This is a genomic window from Ruegeria sp. G5 (assembly GCF_056533365.1).
Map to the genome: position 1 here is coordinate 71,847 of NZ_JBQFOK010000008.1, position 19,968 is coordinate 91,814.

Genomic DNA, 19,968 nt, shown 5'->3' on the forward strand with positions numbered 1-19,968 from the left:
TGCAATATATCTGTGAAAGTCAACGTTAAGGCAGCATGGGAACTTGGAGTTTGGAGGCCGCGCCTCGTTGCTCCTGTCGAACTCGTTTTAGCGTTTTAAGTATCATTGACGAAAAAACTTGTTTACGTTTCGAAGTAAACGGACTTTAGGGCCTTGTTTTGCATTTGGATTTGCCGGAATGGCGACCTGATTGGCCAACTTCAGTCGATAAAGATCTCACGTAATTTCCGGAGGAAACCAATGGCCAAGAACCCTGTGCTGATCGACAACCACCCCGGGCGAAATTCCCAAGCTTATGGTATTGCGCGTGAACTTGGTACGGATGAGGAATTGATCCACGCACCCTCTGTTGGCGTTGTGGGCACGAAGGGCGACAGCCAGTGCTATCTTGGTGTGCAGCCGAAAGTAGAGGCGATTCACGAAACGCTGCGGAACCAGATCGGCATGGATGCCGGCAAGATCGCTATGCGCCTGGTCCAACCCGAGTATTCCATCGCAACGTCTGATGGTATTCGCAACGGAACCCGTGAGATGCGGTATTCTCTCATTGGGCGCGAAGTGACCAATGACGTGTTTTCCGAGCACCTCTCTGCATCCGGGCTGGGTGGAACGATCGCCGTGGTCGCATGTGACAAACCGCCCGTTGGAACCTTGGCCGCACTGCTCGAGCACAATCAGCCTGCCATCATGATGTCGGACGGCTCCATTCATCCCTCAAAGGACCCTGAAACTGGTGAAATGCTGGATATTATCTCGGCTTACCAGGTTGCCGGAAACGAGGACGCCGCTTACCGTAAGCGTATTGCCTGCATTGCTTGTCCGGGTATCGGATCATGTGGTGGAATCTTTACCTACAATACGATGCAAACCTTTATCGGGGTCTTGGGCATGCAACCTTTGCATATGGTGGCACCGCCGTCCGATGATCCGCGTCGTATGGAAGAGTTCCCATCACAATTGGTGGGCTACCTTGCAAGTCTGATCGAAAATGACACACGTCCGAGGGATATCGTCGGCCGTGACTCGCTGCGCAATGCACTGGCTGTCGCGATGGCGATCGGTGGCTCAACCAATGTTGTTCTACACGCGCCGGAAATCGCGCGCGCAGCGGGTTATGCAAATTTTTGGAAGGACATTGTAACACCCGAAGAATTCAACGAATGGTCGCAGAAAGTCGTTCCGGTCCTGACCGACGCGCGCCCCTATGGCCGCTATTCAATGGTGGATATCGACCGTGTCGGTGGTGTGCAGGTGATTGTGAAGGAGTTGATAGACGCCGGTATTGTCAACGGTGATGCCCCGACCTGTACAGGCGAAAGCCTGGCCGAACAGGTCGAACGACTGGGCGCTGCTGCGCCGGATGGAAAAGTGATCTATCCCGTTTCGGCCCCGTTCAAGGAAACGGGAGGGTTGCGCCTGCTGGGCGGAAATCTGTCGCCCGAATTCAGCGCCATCCTCAAGCTGGCCGGCGTGGAGCGTGGCCTTGAGAACAACGTATTCAAAGGCAGGGCGCGGGTCTTCGAAGGTGAGGCGCGTCTACTCGAAATGCTCGATACTCATCCGATGGGGTTCGAAGACAATGACATGATCATTGTCCGATACGAGGGGCCTTCGGGTGCTCCTGGCATGCCAGAGATGCTGGATGCCACTGCGCGGATCACGACGCTGTGTCGTGAGCGTGGGATTACTGTTGCCCTAATGACGGACGCGCGTTTCTCGGGCGGGTCAGTCGGGCTGGTTATCGGTCATGTCGGGCCTGAGGCGGCGCTTGGGGGGCCAATAGCCTTGATCAAAGACGGTGACGAGATCGTTGCTGATCTGAACGTAAACGAACTTAATGCACCGGTCCTGGAAGATTCAGACATCGTCGCCGAACGCCGTGCGCAGTGGGAAGCAGAAGTCGCCGGAAATGGCGGTGTTCATCCAAATTGTGGAGTTGCGGACACCCGTCTTTTGCATCGCATGCGAACGTCTGCTGTACCCGCTGTTCAGGGCGGGGGTATACACTCAGGTCGTGAGTTGTGGCTCAACGCACCGCGGGAGCCGATGCGCTCTGCATTTTCTCCCACAAATCGCTGGAGGAAATGACATCTCGACCAATAGCCTAGCAAATCGTTCAGTTCCACCTCGGCTAGTCTGGAGGGTCCTAAGCTCGCCAACATTATCCGATATCAATGCGATGCAAGGCTGCTTTCTATCGCTGACAATCCGGTTTCAATGTTGTCGACCACATAGCTTTCCATCGCTGGGTCATCGGATGAGAAATTCGCAATCCACTCGATGAGCAGGCTATCCCCGGGCTGTACTGACAACGTGGCCGTGTATTTCTCTAAGGGCATAGAGGAGCTGACCATCTTGTATGTGTAGGAAAGCCCTTCTTCTTGCGCGATGCGCTTTTGAACCATCTGGTCTCCGGCTTCTGTGGTCAACACGCGGACCAGCGAGCCATCCATGACTTTCAGCGCACACGACGATACATTCGGATGCCAATCATCAATGTCGCAAAAGTCACCGATCAGGTGCCAAACGTTTGGCGTTGAAGGTGAAAGTTCTAGGGACCGTTTTACCTGAAACTCTCCTGAACACGCCATCGTGGCGCAAAGCAGACTGGCGGCAATGGCTGAGAGACTGGTTATGGGTGTCATGTTGTTTCCTTTCGAGAGTTTAAAAGCAGCAGAATCTTCTTGCCTCATGATGAGAGTCTTCGCAGGCTTATTGGCGCATGGAGGCGGTCGAAATGTCCGGAGAAAAAGCTGAAAAAAATCTGAAATCTTTCAGTGATGTTCCCTTGGGCGACTTCGTTTTTTCTGTTGAGGCGGATGAGTTGCGCGATGGGTCCGGGAACCCGGTGCATCTGCGGCGCCAGAGTTCCGAAGTTCTTTCATATCTCGTTGATCGGGTAGGCGAGACCGTTTCAAAGGCCGAATTAATTGAAAACGTATGGGCCAAGGCAGCCGTCACCGATGACAGCCTATCTCAATGTATCGCGGATATTCGCAGGGCATTGAATGATACTGATCACAAGATGATTCAAACGCTTTCCAAGAAAGGCTATCGATTGGTTCCGACGCCTCTCTCTACAGGAACGTCCGCTGCAATGGCTACATCCGGGACTGGCGGGGGTACCAACCGCATGAAATTGGCTGCATTCAGCCTGATCATAGTTTTCATGTTGGGCTTAGGTGCATTCTGGGGGGTGGGGAAGGAAAGGTTTACCTCTTCGGACAAGCCGCCTTTGCCCAACAAGCCGTCGATTGCAGTTCTGGCATTCGAAGACCTAAGCGTCGGCGCAGATGCCGAATACCTCAGTGACGCTATCGCTGAGGGCATCATTGTGGATTTATCCCGGTATTCCGAACTCTTTGTTATCGCGCGAAACTCAAGCTTCAGTTTTCGAGAAAGTACCACTGACGTCAGCCAAATCTCCCGTGCTCTTGGTGTCCGTTACCTCTTGGAAGGTAGCCAGCAAAAGAGCGGTGATCAGCTGCGCGTGACCGTCCAATTGATTGATGCCGTTCAAGGTCAAAGCCTTTGGTCAAATGTATACAACAGTGACCTAGGCGATGTCTTCGCCATGCAGGATGAAATCGTGCAGAGAACCGTCGCGACCGTGGCGCAACGCGTCATCACTATAGAAGGCCAGAAAGCGATCAAGTCGGACGAGGCTAAGCTGACTGCACTGCTTTTGAATTGGAAAGCGCGTCAGCACCTCTTTTCCTTCACTCCCGAGGGCAATGAAAAGGCCCGGCTTGCCAACCTGGCGGCAGTTGAAGCCGATCCGACGCAACCTTACGGATATGTCGGGCTGACATTCGTTCACATCAACAGATACCGTTGGGGATGGACAGATGAAGACCCAATTGTCGAGTTGGATGCCGCACGCAGCTATGCACGCAAGGCCGTGCAGGTCGGTCCCGAGTACTATGATTCGCATACGGCGATGGCATACATGCATATCCAGGAGGGCGAGCTTGAAAAATCAGTGGCACGCTTTCGAAAAGCACTGGAACTCAACCCAAACGATACGAGCGCAATGGCCGCGCTGGCCGAAGCCCTGACATATAGCGGGCAGGCGGACGAGGCCGAAGACCTGATGCTGCGCGTTGTTCGCCTGGACCCGCTTCATCAGGACTGGATCAAATGGAACCTTGCATGGGTGCAATGGCACACGCGGAATTGTGACGATGCTTTGGAAACCATGAACGGCATGTCCGAGATCCCTCCGATGGCCTATCGCGTGCTTGCAATCATCCAGATGTGCCGTGGCGATCAGGCTGAGGCGCGCAAAGCGGTAGAGCAGTTGATAGACTTCGACCCTGAGTATTCGCTACAGGACGTACTTCACAACTATGAAGGCAAGTATGTTGTCGCCTCAGATCTGGAACGTGTACTTAGCGACTTGCGCGAAGCGGGTTTGCCGGAATAGGGCGCGGTTGGAACTAAAGTTTCGAAGTTCAGACATCCGCTCTAGGTGACTTCTCCAGCGCTTTGATTAGGCTTGCTGATGTTGCTTTCGGTTTTGCTATCGCCGGGGCTTTGCACACCCTGCCGGGTGAGGATTTGCACGCTAAGTGAAATTGAGAGTGGCATATAGGTTGAGCCATTGCCGAAAATGGTAGGCGAAGTGCGAAGCACTGGTAAATTCGGCTGTTCCATGACCTATCGTTCGGTCCGATACCTCTTCCTATTTCGACCATATGTTGGTGGCAGAACACCTTTTACGCGTTGTAGTTTTCTGTCCGTGATCGGGGCGAGTCTCGCTTGTCTCACGTCAGTTTGCGCATCGAAGCCTGGTTTTCACTGTGCGACTGCAAGAGTTACAAAAATAAAGATTTATTGCCAATAGCTAGTGACGCAGGCTTTTTCAAAGGTCGTGGCAGCTGTGCTTCTCATACAGTAAACACCCTATCTTGCCAGAGCTTCGGATGTGCACGATGGCCCATAAGTGAGCACACTCGCACTGCATGGTTTGGCAACAAAGTTGGCTGGTGCAGCATGAATTGCTATCCTTCGTCACCAATTCATGGGAGGGAAAAATGCCATCAGAGGCCATAGATCAGGTTTTGAATGATGCCGTGGCAGCGCAAGACGTGCCATTTGTCGTCGCGATGAGCGCTAATGCCGAAGGCGTCACTTATTCAGGAAGTGCAGGACAGGCTGCTGAAGGTCGTGCCGCAGGTGAGGACACGGTGTTCAGGATTTTCTCTGCAACCAAGGCCGTTGGATCATTGGCTGCGATGATCATGATTGATCGGGGTAAGATGTCGATGGACACACCTGTCGCCGATATCCTTCCCGATTGGAACAAACTGCAAGTGCTGGATGGCTGGGACGGGGATAAGCCGATTATGCGCGCGCCACGAACAACGGCAACGATACGGCACCTCGCAACGCACCGCAGTGGGCTGGAATACGAATTCTGGTGCCCTGAAACAGCGAAGTACCTCGAAGCAACTGGCCACCCCAGCATCTTGTCGGGAACAAAGGAATCTCTGCTCTATCCCTTGATGTTCGATCCGGGTGAGCGGTGGGGCTATGGGCCCAGCACAGACTGGTTGGGCCAGGTTGTTGAGGCTGTGGATGGGCGTCGCATAGACCAGTTCTGCCACGAGGAAATCTTTGGCCCCCTTGGCATGAACAATACAGCTTTTGAACCCGATGCGCTGACTGACCGTCTGGCCGGCGTTCAAGCGCGCGGCGAGGATGGTAAATTTGTTCCGTTCGAATTGGCTCCGCCACCAAATCCCGAAGTTTATGGTATGGGGCACTGCCTGTATTCCACGGCACCGGACTATATGAAGTTCCTTCGCATGCTCCTGAACGGTGGCGAGTTGGACGGCAATCGTCTCTTGTCCGAAGCCGCGTTCGCCGAGATGTTCGAAGACCAGATGGAAGGAAAGCTTTTTGAGCGCATGGTAACCATTGCACCGCCTGTGACGGCGGATGTCGTATTGCCCGGAGGAACAACCCACAGTTTTGCAGCCGTCCGTTCGGAAGCAGATGTACCCGGACGCCGCAAGGCGGGGACGCAAAGCTGGGCGGGTGTGTGCAACACACATTATTGGGTCGACCGCGCATCAGATGTCGCAGGCGTAATTTTTACGCAGTCGCTGCCTTTCGTCGAAGAGCCTTATATGCGGACATATGAAGCGTTCGAAACGGCTGTCTACGCGAACTGACTGACCATTGGGCGCGGATATTCACAACCCACGCCCAATTCAGCTTTGCAACGCTAAACTATCTATTCTTTGGCAAAGTGACATTCGCCGTGGTCGCTTGTTTCTACGCGGTCTTGCCAAAAGTTGCCCCCGTTGCTTTGGGTCAAGGAGGGCTATGATGGGCGCAGCGTTGGTTCGAGAGGGTAATGTCCGATTAGAGTTGTGAACAGATCGGTGAACACGTAGTGCTCAACACTTGAGGTTGAGATCGCCAAGTCCACCGCCCGATATCCAGGACACGACTCTCTTGCTTTACCCGTACTGATAGCAGTTCAGCCGCGGGTATTTGAGAACGGGAAACGCTGCACCCGAAGTACACCGCGCACAGTTTAACCGACCTTGACGTCAATGCGTGGACCGCCCGTGGAAACTTGGGCATTGCAATGACGCTTTTGGATATGGTGTGCGGTGAATTACTTTAGTTGCAGGTTACGAACGAAGCACGTAAAACACGGTATATGTTCGCTTTCTAACCCAGCCGCCGCGTGCTACCAGATCGGGTCAGGCACTGATTGATTTCATGAGGCTCGGCTGAACCTACCAATCTATGGCAACGCCATCGCGAAAGAACCCTCCGGTTGGACCGCCTTTCGGCAAGGTCGCTGCCCAGACAACGCCTTTGGCGCCCTCAGAAACCGGACGTCCCCCGCCGCCCATATCTGTGGCTACCCAGCCGGGACACACGGCGTTGACGAGAATGCCCTGAGGTTTCAGCGCGGCGGCGGTCTTGAGGGTCAGCGCGTTCAAGGCCGCTTTGGAAACGCCATAGCCGGGTGTGCCAGCGGACATGCTGGTCAGCGACCCCGCACCAGAGGACACGTTGACGATCCGGGCGTCTGTGCCTCGTTCTAACAATGGTACCGCCGCAATCGTGGTCTCCCAAGGACCGAAAAGGTTCGTATCAAACGCTCGTCGTACCCGGTCCAGATCAGCAAAGTGAACCTGTTGGTCGGCGTCATAATCCACACCCGCGTTGTTCACCAAAACATCAAGGCGACCATAGGCCGATTCAATCGTCAAAAAGAAGGCTGCGGCAACAGAGTCCGGGCTAGACACATCCAGTTGCAAGGCTTCGGCCCCATATCCGATTTCATCCGCAGCAGCCCTCCCTTTTGCCAAATCGCGCGCACCGACCAAAACCTTCATCCCATGGTCCCGGGTCAATTGGCGGGACACTTCTTTACCAATACCGCGATTGGCGCCGGTCACGAGTGCGATGCGCTGACTGGTCATGGTTACTCCTTCAATTCGCCTCGGCCGCGCGCTGGCCGGCAAGAGCCACAAGCCCACGGTCGCCGGATTCCCAGAGTGCCGTCATGGTCATTGATGTGACAAGCCAGCGGCCGTCTGATTTCTCAAGCTCATAGTCATAGCGGCCACCCAGCACCCATAGGCCGTCATCAAGACGATGGGTTGCTGTGAAATCCGCCTGTGCCGTGGCGGATGTGCCGGCCAGAGAGGTTACGGTGTGATTGGCTACCATGTGGTGCGTCGCGTCGAAACCGGGAAGAAAGGCGGACCACCCCGCCACAAGCTCATCAGCGGGTTGCGTGACCGGGTCTCCGCCCCAGAGGCTGGTGTAATCCGTCGTGACTGTGTCGGCAAACGCGCCGCGCACGCGGGTCCAGTCGTGGCGGTCTGCACCTGCCGCGATGTCGGTGATTGTGGTCGAGATATCGGCCTGTTGTTCTGCGAAAGCTGCGGTTCCGATCATGGAAACGGCCGCAAGGGTCGATGTGAGTTTTTTGCGCATGAGGGTGCTCCGAATAGAATAGATATGGGTGGACGCCGAACGATTGCTCGGCGTCCAGACAGGCCTTAGTTGCTGGAAGCGGCGCGGAAGTGGTCAGCGACCGTGTCGGCTGCGCGGGTGACATCCGCGGGATTGTCGTAGAAATCGAACTGCGTGACATCCTCCAGCCATTGCGCTGTAGCATCACCTGCAAAACCGGCAAGGAAGGTTTGAACGCCCTGAGGAATTGCCGCGCTTTCCGAGTGCACAATGGCCAGCGGCTTGTCCAAACGCTGCGGGTTGTCGGCGGGGTGATAGGTCAGCCAGCCTTCCCAGCCCGCATTGTTCCACTTGTCGTCATATTCCGGGATCCCGCCCCGGTCGGCTTCATAGTAATATCCGCCGATCGGCATCAACACGCCCTCGGCACCCTCGGGGCCTGCGGCAGGGATGATCTGACCACCTGCGGCCTCGGCGGCGTGGGACACCTCGATCAGCCCGGCGACACCTTCTGCACCGCCATAGACAGCCTCGACGATCTCTTCATTCTGCAACCATGGTGCAACCAGGCCCAGCCGCTGAACCAGTGGATTGCCGGAGACCGCATCCACCATGTACCCTGCCGACGCGCAGATCCCCAGACCGTTGATATGGTCTGCATCCACCTCGGGCAGGGTCGCGACGAATGCGATGGCCGCTTTAATATCCGATGTCTTCGCATCTGGGCTTTCGACAAAGCGCACGCTGTTCGGCAGATCACCCGATTTGCCCCAGCCGCGGAAATCGAAGGTGAAGGCGGCAAAGCCGCGCTCGGCCATCTCGCGGGCATAGTTCGCGGGCATCTGTTCCTGAACCGAGGTCCAGGCCCCGGTCACGACGACTGTAGGCAGTGGCTCGGTCCCGCGCTCTTCCGGCAGGTACAGCGTGCCGGACAGGGTAGCGCCTTCGTTCTCGAACGTGACCGTGCGAGTTTCGACCTGCGCAACAGCGGCTGTCGAAGCCATCAACGCTGCGGCAGTGGTCAGAGTGAGTGTGTTCATAGCGGTATCTCCCAAATCTATCTGGATGGGCACAAGCCCGATGACACCTGAGATACGCTGTCGGTGGCAGGGATACTTGCACTGGACTGCCGCGTTTTTGAAAAATCCTGCTTCAGACCGCGTTCGCTGCGCGGAACGCGCGCGGGGTCTGGCCCACCAACTGTTTGAAACTGCGCGTGAAATGCGCCTGATCCGAGAACCCACAAGCTAAGGCTATATCCCCCAGAGGGCGCGCAGGGTCCTCGATCATTTTCATTGCCTGTTCGACCCGGTAGGCCATGACATATTGCATCGGGGTCGAGCCCAGCGTCTCCTTGAAAACCCGCGCGAAATGCGAGGGGCTCATGCCCGCCTCAGACGCCAATTGATCGACGGTGATCGTCTGATCCAAATGGTCCTGCACATAGGTCAGCACCCGTTGATAGTGCTGAGAGGTAAAGCGCGCCGACAGCTCGGCCTCTTCCGCGCGGCGTTTGCCGTATTTCTGCAGCAGTTTGACCAGAAAAACCCGGCTCATGGCTTCGAACATCACGGCCGAGGACATGTCGTCCGTTGCCAGCGCGTCGCGCAGAATGACACCTGCGGCACATAGGTCAGGATCGGAAAACTGCGGCTGATCGTGAAACTGCTCCGGTGCCAGCAGCATAGCGAGTTCGGACTGAGCAAAGCGCTGGACCTTGTCCGGGTTAAGGGTGATCACGATCACATCGGACTGCCCGTACCACCGCCAGCCTGACCGCATGCCTGCCGGGGTCACGATAACCTCATCCTTGCAAAAGGTGAAATCCCGCAGCGTGCCGTCCCGCCAGTTTTGCACGCGATGTCCCTTTTCCTGCAGGTTCAGAAGGACGTGGTGTTCCGAAAACACCTCTTCCGGCATCCGATCAGGGTCGGCCCGAAAATAACGCACGGACATCAACCCTGCGGCCGAAGGGCGCTGCATCTCGTCACTGTTCAGCAACGGTTCTGACGGATAGATATCAGCGTATCTAAGGGGCAAGGGCGGCTCCGGCTGGCAATGCTTGATATGTGAGGTCTGCGCGTGCAGGCTCAATCACGTTGCTGGTGCTTTATGTGGTCTATGAACAGCCTCAGGGGCATCATGGATTTATACTCGCGTGGGAAATACATGAAAATACCGGGGGTGGGGGCCAGGTGATCCTCAAGAACTGGCGTCAACACTCCGGTATCAATCAGTGGGGCGACATAAGCCCTGAAGGTGTAAGCTATTCTCATTCATGTCCTGGTTTGCCTGTTGCCATTCATCGAAGGTTGGGCGCGGTTCATAGGTGATGGGTTCGTTTGGATCACCCGGGTCCTCAAAGCCTTCCAGCCGAGCCTCTTCGTCCAAATTCAAGAGGTGATGCAAGTGGGCTTGCTTTGCCCAAGCTATCTGGATGGGGGAGAGTTCTTCCAGAAGCTTCTCTGCATCCTTCCACCTGCGCCTGTTCCGCGCTTTCCGGTGTTCCTCAAAAAGGCGATCAATACGCACTGCTTCGACACGGTCCCTAACAAGTACCTCAGCCCTGTTCTTGATGCGTGGAGAGAAGGTTTATTCGCCCGTTCCGTACGAGTCAGCAATGTCCTTCGGAACGGCTGCATGGTGATGATAGGTTGATCCACGCCGGTACAGACAGGGGTGACCAGGCATATTCTCAAGAGGTTTCGCTGTAACATCTCTTTGTAACAGCCCCTTGGAAAACCCTTTTTAAAACCATAAGGTTACTCGTTTATATGGCTGTCTTGAAATGATGGTGGGCCTAACGGGAGAAAGCTCGAACCAGCTTTTCCGGGCTCTTGAAGAGTGGGAACGCCATCTCGCATCTGTAGACTCTAAGAGTCTGGGGTGCGAAAATGACAAATTCGCGCCATGAATTCAATGAGATAGCCAAGGCAGAGGCGAAGAAAGCGGACTATCCACCGCCGTTTTCGCTACGTCTTACCCATGAAGAACGGGCGCGGCTGGATGCCGAAAGGGGCAGCGAGACCCTTGCCGCCTACATCCGCGAGCGCCTTTTTGGCGCAAATGCTGCACCGCGCAAGAAGCGCGGCAATAGCCCTGTTCAGGACAAAGAAGCCCTTGGCCGCATGGCGGGGGCACTGGGTCAGTCCCGCTTGTCCCAGAATATGAACCAGCTCGCCAAGGCGGTGAACACGGGCTCACTGCCCGTCACGCCTGAGACCGAAGCCGAAATCAAGGAAGCCTGCCGCGAAATCTCGGAAATGCGGGCGGCGCTCTTGGCAGCTCTCGGCAAAGTGCCAGGGAGCGAGCCATGATCTTGAAAGCTAAAGAGCGAGGCAATGCTCCACAGCTCGCCCGCTACCTACTTGCGATGCGGGACAACGAGCATGTCGAGCTGCATGACGTGCGCGGCTTCATCAGTGATGATCTCGTCGAGGCATTCGGCGAGGCCGATGCCATCGCGCGGGGAACACGCTGCGAAAAGCATCTGTTCTCGATGAGCTTCAATCCGCCTGAAGGCGCGAATGCGTCCATCGAGGATTTCGAGAAGGCCATTGAGCAAGTCGAAGGGAAGCTCGGGCTGGAAGGTCAGCCCCGCGCTATCGTCTTCCATGAGAAGGACGGACGGCGACATGCTCACGCCGTCTGGTCGCGGATCGACAGTGAGCGCATGCGGGCGCTGAACCTGAACCACTACAAGATCAAGCTGCGTGACGTGTCGCGCCAGCTCTACCTAGAACACGGTTGGGATATGCCGCGCGGTCTGGAAGATCGCCGCCTGCGCGATCCGTTCACGTTCACACAGCAAGAATGGCAGCAGGCTAAGAGAGCTGGTCTCGACCCGAAAGAGCTGAAAGCTGTCTTCAAGAAGGTCTGGGAGTCATCTGACAATCGCGCAGCCTTAGAACAAGCGCTCAAGGAGCGCGGGTTCTGGCTCGCGAGAGGTGATCGTCGCGGTTTCGTCGCGGTCGATTATCGCGGCGAGGTCTATGTCGTTGCCCGCTATAGCGGCGTGAAGGCAAAGGACGTTGAAGCCAAGCTCGGCTATCCGCAAGAGTTGCGCTCGGTCGATCAGGTTAAGGCCGATATCGCGGGCAGTATGACGGCCAAGCTGCAAGAGTTCATCAAACAGGCCGAACGGGACGCGGCGCGGCGGTCTTTGCAGATCGACTTCCGTAAGGCGGAGATTGTCGGGCGGCATCAAGAAGAGCGCCGTCAGCTCACCGAAGCCCATGAAAAGCGCTGGCAGGCCGAAACCCGCAAGCGGGCTGAGCGTCTGCCGAAAGGTGTCTCGGGCATCTGGCATCGCTTGACAGGCAAATATGCCAAGGTTCGAGCGCAGAATGAACGCGAAGCTCTTGAAGCGTTGCGCCGTGACCGCGCGGAAAAAGACGCGCTGATCTTCAAGCAAATCGAAGAGCGGCAGGCTATCCAGCGTGACATACGAGCACAGCGGGAAGCCGCCCAGGAAGAGCTCCTACGTCTGCGGGAAGATATCGTGCACTTCACGAAGCTTGATCGCCGAGACCGAGTGCGAGGCGATGAACGTCACGAACCAAAGCAAGAAAGAGAAAAAAGGAACGGTAGGTCACAAGTGCGAAGAACTCGTGAACCGAAGTTTGGGATCGATTAATTGTGAAAGGAGCAACCTATGGATGAAGATCGCATTTTCCCAGCTGAATGGAATTGGGAACGTTACGAGCCAGTGATGCGAGAATGGATGGCTCAGAGAGCGCGGATAGCCGCAGAGGAGGAACGTGGTCAAGTTCACAAAGCGCGTGACCAGCAGTGCTTCTCAAACACTTGGCTTGAAGTCCAAATAGAGAAAGGCGACTTCCCTCCGCTCGATGAGCGTGAGCGACATTACGCGAAGTACAGAGCATGCCTGGATCGTCTCTACAAAGAGGTGGAAGTCGAGCTACAGCAAGGTCGGTTGAGAATTGGCAAAGAGCATCTATCGCGTCGCAATGTGTGGCTGGCAACGAGGGACGACAATTCCCTTACCGCTGAGGAGTTGTTGAAGCTCAGGCCCGAGGATTTGAATCAGACGTTCCCAGAGCTTGTAAAAGCAAAAGTAAGGGACGCTTTCGAAGAATTGGAAGTGAAGATGCTTGAAAGAAATCGTCATCGGAGCCGAAGACGACGTTAAGACACGCGGAGAAGGCGAGACGGCGCGCGAGCGCTCGCCGCCTCGTCGACGCAAGCGTGGTTTTGAGCCTTAGGTGGCGTAAATCCTCTAGCGCGATCTCGACCATCCGCTCGATATACTCTTCAGCGGTAATCATGCCTGCGAGTTCGCCAGCAGGGCCCTTGGGATCGTTCGCCAGCGTCTTGGCTTTCTCGAACGCTTTGCGGCTTATGGTGATTGTGAGTTCGATCTCGTCTTCGGACATGCCTTTATACTCCGTGTTCATCGTGGCTGCATCGCCGATTGGTTGGCGGGTTCACTAGCTTGGATTTGAGGGGCGCTCTAGGAGCGCCCTTCATTTTGCGGCGGGGTATCTTCGAGCGGAGCCCGCAGGACGATCCGTCCGTTTATCGGGCAAGTCTCAAGCTGAAGAGTGTAGCCCTGTCCGTCCTTGTGCTCCCATGCTGCGCCGACTTTGTTCCAGAAGGATTTCTCGCCTCTCTGCGTGACGTGCCAGGCCAGAAAGTCGGGGGCGTTAAGTGCTGGGGTAGTTTTCGTTTTTTCGCGTGCCATGATCTCATCTCCTTTGTTTGGGGTGGCTTGCTAACGCCCTCCCGTCAGGCCGAAGGCAAAGGCACGGGATTCATGGTCAACACGGCTGGCGCAGCCAGGTGGTGCGGGCAGGCCATTGAAGACCGAAGCCGCGTTCGGTCAGGGTTCTTGGGTGTCCTCAATGCAAGCCCGCCCCGATCAGAGGGGTGAGAGCTACACGGTCAGAAAAACGGCGACTGCCCTTCAGCCAGCCGCATCCGTCATGCCCTGCTTCGTGTCTTGCGCATCTTCTGGCGATAATCCGCGTCTGGAAACGCTGGCGCTGCCCTTGGCGAGCGCACTGTGACGGCGGGCAAACCCGATGCCCGCTTCTTTCCGATCAACCGAGATCAATCCTGTAGTGCTATGGGCGATAGCAGCCGCAAACCGCACACATGCTCCCTGCGCATCCGCCTGTGACGTTCTGGCGTCGATCCGAACCATCAGTGCCTTCATAGGCCGATGATGATGGGTGCGAGCCGAAAGGCTCTGAGCGGTTCGGAGCCTCCTTGAAGCCAAAGGAGGATGACATGAAACTTGTCACTCGATTTGAAGCAGCAACGCTAAGCACGCCTGAATTGTACGGTCTGCGCAAAGAAGCGTTCATCGCCTTCACTGCCGCCCCGCGCGGCTCGCAGGAACAGCGCGAAGCGCTTGTGACGATGCGAACTATCGAAGATGAGCTGGCGACCCGTGCGCCAGGGCTCTAACCCGATGCGGCTGGCCGTGAAGTCAGCCGCGAACTTCGCGAGAATGAAGTATGTTCCTGTGCAAATAAGAAGATACACGCTTGGAACACTGGCAGATCATGGTAGCTTAAGCATATGGATTCATTGCAATTTGAGATCGCCAGATTTCTAGCGCAGAAGGCTGCACTTCGGCAACGGACAACATACCAGCAGGTGGGGGAAGCTGTCGGCTGGAACCATCCAAACGGTCGTGGTCTAGGAGCACATCTCGAAGTCATCCTTCACTACCTTGCTGAGAATAAGCTGCCGCCACTGACGACAATTCTGGTCAGGAAGGGTGAGCGGTATCCTCACGAGGACGCAATGGCCTACATCCGAAACGTCCTCGGCGACATTGAGATTGAAGCAGCTCAGCAGGAGGTCTTCGACTTTGATTGGAGTAGCGCACCTGAGCTGCTCCCAGAACCCACCAAGCTCCCTGATGGACGCGAAGTCTGGCTGACGTCCTTCTGGGGTTTTGATCCGTCTCAATGGGGCTGCATTGGTTTCGCCGATGAAGGAAAGCGCAATCGCTTCCTGAGCCAGTCCAAGCCTGGTGTGCTCGTGGCAATCTATGTAACGAAGGGCAAAGGCCCTGAAGACATGCGCGGCAAGGTGGTGGGCGTTCTAGAGCTCTCGCACGAGGCAGGGCACGCCCAGAACTACATCTCGGGAGATCGTTGGCGGGAAAAGGAACTAAATCCCGATTCGAAAGGCAAATGGCTTCATGCCGTCAAAGCAACTCGCGGCTGGAGCATCGTGCCCGAAGACTGGAAGCGGGTCGAGGATATCTTCCCGAAAGCATATGGCAGCGCCCATCCTGAGTTTATCGGCGCAAGCGGAGTGAAGGTAAGTGCGGACGAGGCCGAAAAGCTGCTTCAGCTAGACGTTCAAGAGGTGCATGTTTATGGAAGCACAGGGTTGGCTGATCCCACGATTCAAACCTTGGACAATGCGCTGTCTCCGAGCCGCGCAGTCCCCCCTCCGTCACAACCATATACGGTAGGCGAAACCGATGGGCCGAAGTACCTGTACATCTTGGAGCTTCAAGGAAACATCGCTTCTTACCTTGGCTGTTCACCCGAAGACGTCGAAGACAAATCGATTATTAAGGTAGGTTTCTCAAAAAGCCCCCTTGCCCGAAGAAACCAAATTCAGAGCGCTTATCCAGAAGGGTCATTCAAGTGCACGGTCTTGTTTCCCTCACCGCTGCCTGATGAGCCACCTTATGCCAATGCTAAAGTAGCCATCGCTGGTGAAGACGCGATGAAAAAGCGGTTAGTTGATGAGAAAGCTAAAGTTCTAGGCGGTGAATTCTTCCTCGCCGAGGAATGGCTTGTTCACAAGACATGGACGGCAGGAAATCATGCCGCGAAGGAAGCTCAGAATAAGCTAGACTCCGAAATATAAATTTTTTGGGAGCGGCTGGCCGTGAGGTCAGCCGCGAATTTTTCTGCCCCTTAGAACAAGGAAAGCTGCGCCCCGCGCCAGCCTGTGCGCTCGGCCTCGTGGTCGAGCCATGCCGTGACAAAGGCGACTGCGCCGCCGTATTCCGTCACCGTTCCCTTGTGCGTGAAGTGCGAGCGGTAGCCTGTCTCGGTGACGGGCAACGGTGCTTTGCCTTCGGTGCGCAGTTCGATGTGATCGACCATGCCGAACGCCTCGGGCGTGAATGTTATCTCGATCTGAACGCCGCGCCATACGATTGTATGTTGTTCCATTTTCTTGCCCTCCGCCGTGGCGGAGCCGCCGCTTACGCGGCGACTCCTTCTGCTGTTTCGGTCTGGGCTTGAAGGCCATTCAGAAAGTCTGCTGCCTTCTGGGCGTGGGCGGCTGCCGAGAAGATCGCCCGTTTGTCGTTCCTCAGCACCTTGAGCCAGCTCTGGATATAGGCGGCATGATCTGTGCCAGCCTCGGGGGTCAGGCCAAGATCGGCACAAAGGAACGCCGCGCCGAGTTCGGCAACCAGCTCTTCACGGGCGTAGCCTTCATCGCCCCATTTCTTGCGCCCGAATTCTCGGTCAAGACGCTTGGGGTGTTTCGTCCAATGCGTCAGCTCGTGCGCCAAGGTCGCATAGTACGCCTCGGGGCTGCGGAAACACTCGAACACAGGCATCTGCACATGATCGCTGCCGCCGCTATAGAAAGCCTGATTGCCGCCGTGCCGAACGTCCGCGCCTGTCGCCGCGAAGAAGTCTTCTGCATGGGTGATGCGCTGCGCGGGGTCGATGACAGGCTCTGGCTTTAGATAGTAGTGCTCGGGCAAGCCTTCGATCTGCTCGACGTTGAAGACGGTGTACGCCTTCATAAACGGTATGGTGCGTTCTTCCTGCGTGCCGTTGTCCTGCTCCTCTAGTTTGGTGATGGTGTTGGCATAGACAACAGAATTGCCGCGCTCGCTCTTTCTGACGTGTGCGCCCAGCTCTCGGGCTTGGCGATAGGTCATCCAGTACGGGGAGCAATAGCCCGCCTCCATCGCCGCGCCCCACAACATCAGAACGTTGATGCCGCTATAGGCTTGGCCGTTATGGCGCAGGGGTTTAGTCACGCGCCCATCCATGTTGCCAGCGCTCCACGGCTTTAGCCATGTGAGTTCGCCCTGCTCCAAATCGGCGATGATCTTGTCTGTGACTTTCTGGTAAACGTCTTGTTTCATTTTCTTTTTCTCCTTTTATCGGTTGCGCATGCAACCGATCTGCCGCTCTGGCGAAGAGAGGGGAGAAGCCGTCAGAGGCCGAAAGGCTCGGAATTGGCGCGGGCGCAGGCGCAGCCGAGCCACGGACAGAGCCTTTCGCCCGCAGGATCAAGCTTGCTTGGGGCGAAGGGCTTGGCCTTGACGGCGAACGGGGTCGCAGACCCCAAACAAGAAAGAGAAAGTCAGCCTGCCAGGGATGGCATCAGATCAGCGCAAGGGATGGAAGCCGCATGGCCGAGACCGCCATAGGCGGGCTCGGTTCACGACAGCTCGACCCGAAGGGGTGCGCCTAGATGAACCTTCATTCCTTTCAAATTCATTGATGACTGGCGCTCTGTCCCTCGTGGGTTCCCAAATCCGTTGAGCAAGGCCGCATCGAATTTAACAAGAGTGCATACGCTACAGGCAAAGGCCTGAAGTCAAAGCAAAATTGCTAACTTTAGTATGTAGAACCAAAGTTAGCAGATAGCTACTCTCATTAATTAGAAATGAAAGAAAATTCGGCAGATCGAGCAAAACTGAAGAACCTTGGCAGTCGCATCCGACGGATGCGTAAGGAAAAGTCAATTTCACAAGAAGAATTGGCTGATCGGGCGGGGGTTCATCGGACATACGTTGGGATGATTGAGCGCGGCGAAAAGAACGTAACCGTTCTTTCTGCTGAGAAGATCGCTATCGCCCTCGGCGTTTCTATCTCCGAGCTTTTTGAAGGTTACGAAGATGGGAAGTGAACACAATCGACTTCGCAGGAAATGGCAAGACTACGGGGGTGGGAACGCTGCCGCAGCCGAGAGAGCTTTTTTCGATAGCTTTCAGAAAGTATTTCAGGATACTGAGTATCGTGTTCGTGCGAACCCAAAAGAGTTCCAAAAGATTTATGTAGATTTCCCGCTTTCCGACCAGGTTATTTCTGAGATTTACAATCCTCCGGTGCCGATTACTCGTCATGGAGTATTTCCCGACTATGCCATTGACAACACCAAGACAGATAAGACCCTTTACGTCGAGGTTAAGCGACAAGACGGATGGGTCGAGGGCGGTAAGCGCTCCGATGGCAGAGGGAATGCGCACGAACGATCATGCAAATTCTTTACACCAGGGTTGTTAAAAATACTTCGCGAAGCCAGCGGTATCTCTGAGCCGAGCCTTCCATTTTGGACAGTTTTTCAAGGCGATATTACACGTGATCCTTGCCGAGTTCGTGAAATCACATGCTGGTATGAAGGATTCGAGAGCCATTTCTTCTTCTGGCGTCAATCGCCAAACCCAGAGCTTCTTTTTGAGCATTTTGAAGAGAATTTGTCTCACCTCCTCGATTAAGAGTTATTCATACTGTTCGCGCACATCCAAACCCCAAACATCCCATTCTTTTGGCCTTTGCCGCGCAAATAGCTCAATCCTTTCTTGGCTAGGGAACATGCGCTCAATCGCATCGCGAACCTCAGATGGCTTGACGCTGTGTTCTCCTCTTGGCGACCTTAGTAGCTGCTTCTCGTTTCGAGTTCCTCGCGGGGTAGGTATTCTGCCGCGCTTGAAAACCAAACACAATTCGCAGTAGGACATTGTATATTTTCCAGGGTTGTGAACCATTTTGTCCCAAACAAATGCGACAGTCTTGTATTCAAACCCCCAAGACTGGCCTAATTCAATTCCATGAGCCAGGTGCGGATTAGTCACCCACATGAACAATAGGCAATCATCCTTCGCAATTTCAAGCAAAGGAATCTTTTTCAATTCTCTTAATTTGAGAGTTGGATATTTGAAGTTTGCTGAACTAATGAAAATGTTCTTTTTCCAGTTCATATTCTCAGCACTTGTGCTGGACTTATCGAACTGCATTTTCCCGCCGTAGTCCCATGGAGGATCAGCATAAATGATATCATACTTCTTTTCTGGCAAATCTGGGTAGAGGTCTGGCAGATCATTTCTCTGAGTGCGGCGCTCCTGTTCAGCATTGTAAATGGTGTACCCCGTTAGGCGCCGCTCCGGCGTGGAGTTGGTTGAGGGGCTGTCGTCGTCAAATAGGTGCTTTTGTTTGTTCATGCTCGTCCTCACTTTGTACACTATAGTTAGCATCCATCTAGCCAACCCGCAACCCCCTACTCGCGACTTTTAAACACGTAGGCCACTCATCATCTAGACGTCGAACTATAAGTAGGCGCGATATGCAGTATGAAGCAAGTGACTTGCTTCACGTGCATGCGGTTTTCCACAGCGCTGGTACTGTCGTGTTTTCTTCTATTGAAGAGAATGTACCTAAGGCCTCAATCGTGATCCGACGTCGGCAATATAGCGGCAACCAATCTGCGTAGGGTGGTGCAGGGTTCCAAGGGGCTCGAAGGTACTTTGGTCGATGGGAAGGTTGCAAGGAAGGGTAGCGCGAAGCTAACTTCCATGGTCTCGATGAAGTCGTCTCCATGAAGTGGCGCGGATCAATCAGGCGGGCTGATTGTGCATGGATCGGTGTCGGTGGAGAGGCAATTCTCCAAGTCTGACGAGCTGGGTTTGGGGGTGGTGATAGACCCCCGAGAGTGATCCATCTTCGGTAAGATGGCGGCATCCAATCCGCGCAGGGTTGGTCAGGGTTCCAAGGGGCTCGAAGTCTCATTGGTCGATGGGATGGTTCCAAGGAAGGGTAGCGCGAATGCTCGCTTCTTTGGTCTCCATGAAGTGGTCTCAACGGAGTTGTCAGGGGTCTTGGGGGCAGGAACGCCCTCCAAGTCGATGGGTGCGGGGAGAGCGAAGTCTCCCGCGAGTGATTGAACGGCGATACGTTCTGCTAGCTCTGGATGGGGTCAATCCCCTGACAGAGCCACGGCCTGGGGGATGCAACGGGGGCGCGCAGCGAGCCCCCTGCCAAGATAGTTTTGTAC

General features: G+C 55.2%; 22 protein-coding genes. 10 read left to right on the forward strand and 12 right to left on the reverse strand.

The window, feature by feature from the left end; genetic code table 11:
• Window positions 1-240 precede the first annotated feature (240 nt).
• Entirely contained in the window at window positions 241-2,088 is a 1,848-nt protein-coding gene (locus tag ACR0BD_RS14315; protein ID WP_480831413.1) for a dihydroxy-acid dehydratase domain-containing protein, read from the forward strand.
• A gap of 83 nt (window positions 2,089-2,171) precedes the next feature.
• On the opposite strand, the gene ACR0BD_RS14320 is transcribed toward ACR0BD_RS14315, so the two are convergent.
• A complete protein-coding gene (locus ACR0BD_RS14320) occupies window positions 2,172-2,645 on the reverse strand; it encodes an SRPBCC family protein (RefSeq protein ID WP_480831415.1) in 474 nt (157 codons plus the stop codon).
• 143 nt (window positions 2,646-2,788) lie between these two features.
• Here ACR0BD_RS14320 and ACR0BD_RS14325 point away from each other — a divergent pair, with 143 nt between their 5' ends.
• Window positions 2,789-4,426 (forward strand): winged helix-turn-helix domain-containing protein, encoded by a 1,638-nt coding sequence (locus ACR0BD_RS14325; protein ID WP_480831417.1) that lies wholly within the window; start codon window positions 2,789-2,791, stop codon window positions 4,424-4,426.
• 610 nt (window positions 4,427-5,036) lie between these two features.
• Window positions 5,037-6,179, forward strand: coding sequence for a serine hydrolase domain-containing protein (locus tag ACR0BD_RS14330; RefSeq protein ID WP_480831419.1), 1,143 nt, complete (start codon window positions 5,037-5,039; stop codon window positions 6,177-6,179).
• A 576-nt stretch (window positions 6,180-6,755) separates the two neighbouring features.
• Here ACR0BD_RS14330 and ACR0BD_RS14335 read toward each other — a convergent pair.
• From ACR0BD_RS14335 to ACR0BD_RS14355, 5 genes are all read right to left on the reverse strand, one after another.
• Window positions 6,756-7,451: an SDR family oxidoreductase gene (locus ACR0BD_RS14335; protein ID WP_480831421.1), complete on the reverse strand. Its 696-nt coding sequence runs from the start codon at window positions 7,449-7,451 to the stop codon at window positions 6,756-6,758.
• Window positions 7,452-7,461: 10 nt separating this feature from the next.
• Window positions 7,462-7,971 (reverse strand): nuclear transport factor 2 family protein, encoded by a 510-nt coding sequence (locus ACR0BD_RS14340; RefSeq protein WP_480831423.1) that lies wholly within the window; start codon window positions 7,969-7,971, stop codon window positions 7,462-7,464.
• Window positions 7,972-8,036: 65 nt separating this feature from the next.
• Window positions 8,037-8,990, reverse strand: a complete 954-nt coding sequence (locus ACR0BD_RS14345; RefSeq protein ID WP_480831425.1) for an alpha/beta hydrolase — start codon at window positions 8,988-8,990, stop codon at window positions 8,037-8,039.
• Between the two features lie 112 nt (window positions 8,991-9,102).
• The gene (locus ACR0BD_RS14350) at window positions 9,103-9,990 is read right to left on the reverse strand and encodes an AraC family transcriptional regulator (protein ID WP_480831427.1); all 888 of its coding nucleotides are present in this window, start codon (window positions 9,988-9,990) and stop codon (window positions 9,103-9,105) included.
• Window positions 9,991-10,040: 50 nt separating this feature from the next.
• The gene (locus ACR0BD_RS14355) at window positions 10,041-10,226 is read right to left on the reverse strand and encodes a hypothetical protein (RefSeq protein ID WP_480831428.1); all 186 of its coding nucleotides are present in this window, start codon (window positions 10,224-10,226) and stop codon (window positions 10,041-10,043) included.
• Window positions 10,227-10,245: 19 nt separating this feature from the next.
• On the opposite strand from ACR0BD_RS14355, the gene ACR0BD_RS14360 reads away from it, so the two are divergent.
• From ACR0BD_RS14360 to ACR0BD_RS14370, 3 genes are all read left to right on the forward strand, one after another.
• Window positions 10,246-10,608 carry a hypothetical protein gene (locus ACR0BD_RS14360; protein WP_480831430.1) on the forward strand — a complete coding sequence of 121 codons (363 nt, stop codon included), beginning with the start codon at window positions 10,246-10,248 and terminating at the stop codon, window positions 10,606-10,608.
• A 236-nt stretch (window positions 10,609-10,844) separates the two neighbouring features.
• Window positions 10,845-11,267 (forward strand): hypothetical protein, encoded by a 423-nt coding sequence (locus ACR0BD_RS14365; RefSeq protein ID WP_480831432.1) that lies wholly within the window; start codon window positions 10,845-10,847, stop codon window positions 11,265-11,267.
• On the forward strand, window positions 11,264-12,586 hold the full coding sequence (locus ACR0BD_RS14370) for a relaxase/mobilization nuclease domain-containing protein (protein ID WP_480831434.1): 1,323 nt from the start codon (window positions 11,264-11,266) through the stop codon (window positions 12,584-12,586). The genes ACR0BD_RS14365 and ACR0BD_RS14370 overlap by 4 nt, the downstream gene beginning before the upstream one ends.
• 391 nt (window positions 12,587-12,977) lie before the next feature.
• On the opposite strand, the gene ACR0BD_RS14375 is transcribed toward ACR0BD_RS14370, so the two are convergent.
• The 3 genes from ACR0BD_RS14375 to ACR0BD_RS14385 form a co-directional block, all read right to left on the reverse strand.
• Window positions 12,978-13,346 carry a hypothetical protein gene (locus ACR0BD_RS14375; RefSeq protein WP_480831436.1) on the reverse strand — a complete coding sequence of 123 codons (369 nt, stop codon included), beginning with the start codon at window positions 13,344-13,346 and terminating at the stop codon, window positions 12,978-12,980.
• 77 nt (window positions 13,347-13,423) lie between these two features.
• Window positions 13,424-13,654 carry a hypothetical protein gene (locus tag ACR0BD_RS14380; protein ID WP_480831438.1) on the reverse strand — a complete coding sequence of 77 codons (231 nt, stop codon included), beginning with the start codon at window positions 13,652-13,654 and terminating at the stop codon, window positions 13,424-13,426.
• 222 nt (window positions 13,655-13,876) lie between these two features.
• Window positions 13,877-14,116: a hypothetical protein gene (locus ACR0BD_RS14385; protein ID WP_480831440.1), complete on the reverse strand. Its 240-nt coding sequence runs from the start codon at window positions 14,114-14,116 to the stop codon at window positions 13,877-13,879.
• Window positions 14,117-14,202: 86 nt separating this feature from the next.
• On the opposite strand from ACR0BD_RS14385, the gene ACR0BD_RS14390 reads away from it, so the two are divergent.
• Both ACR0BD_RS14390 and ACR0BD_RS14395 read left to right on the forward strand, forming a co-directional pair.
• Window positions 14,203-14,382 carry a hypothetical protein gene (locus ACR0BD_RS14390; protein WP_273072590.1) on the forward strand — a complete coding sequence of 60 codons (180 nt, stop codon included), beginning with the start codon at window positions 14,203-14,205 and terminating at the stop codon, window positions 14,380-14,382.
• 114 nt (window positions 14,383-14,496) lie between these two features.
• On the forward strand, window positions 14,497-15,810 hold the full coding sequence (locus ACR0BD_RS14395; protein ID WP_480831443.1) for a hypothetical protein: 1,314 nt from the start codon (window positions 14,497-14,499) through the stop codon (window positions 15,808-15,810).
• 50 nt (window positions 15,811-15,860) lie between these two features.
• Here ACR0BD_RS14395 and ACR0BD_RS14400 read toward each other — a convergent pair whose 3' ends face one another.
• On the reverse strand, window positions 15,861-16,121 hold the full coding sequence (locus tag ACR0BD_RS14400; protein WP_480831445.1) for a hypothetical protein: 261 nt from the start codon (window positions 16,119-16,121) through the stop codon (window positions 15,861-15,863).
• Between the two features lie 32 nt (window positions 16,122-16,153).
• Window positions 16,154-17,056, reverse strand: coding sequence for an ArdC family protein (locus tag ACR0BD_RS14405; protein ID WP_480831447.1), 903 nt, complete (start codon window positions 17,054-17,056; stop codon window positions 16,154-16,156).
• A 527-nt stretch (window positions 17,057-17,583) separates the two neighbouring features.
• On the opposite strand from ACR0BD_RS14405, the gene ACR0BD_RS14410 reads away from it, so the two are divergent.
• Window positions 17,584-17,826, forward strand: coding sequence for a helix-turn-helix domain-containing protein (locus ACR0BD_RS14410; RefSeq protein ID WP_480831449.1), 243 nt, complete (start codon window positions 17,584-17,586; stop codon window positions 17,824-17,826).
• Entirely contained in the window at window positions 17,816-18,415 is a 600-nt protein-coding gene (locus tag ACR0BD_RS14415) for a MunI family type II restriction endonuclease (protein WP_480831451.1), read from the forward strand. The genes ACR0BD_RS14410 and ACR0BD_RS14415 overlap by 11 nt, the downstream gene beginning before the upstream one ends.
• A gap of 3 nt (window positions 18,416-18,418) precedes the next feature.
• Here the strand turns inward: ACR0BD_RS14415 and ACR0BD_RS14420 are convergent, their stop codons facing one another.
• Entirely contained in the window at window positions 18,419-19,138 is a 720-nt protein-coding gene (locus ACR0BD_RS14420; protein ID WP_480831453.1) for an MT-A70 family methyltransferase, read from the reverse strand.
• Between the last annotated feature and the right edge of the window lie 830 nt (window positions 19,139-19,968).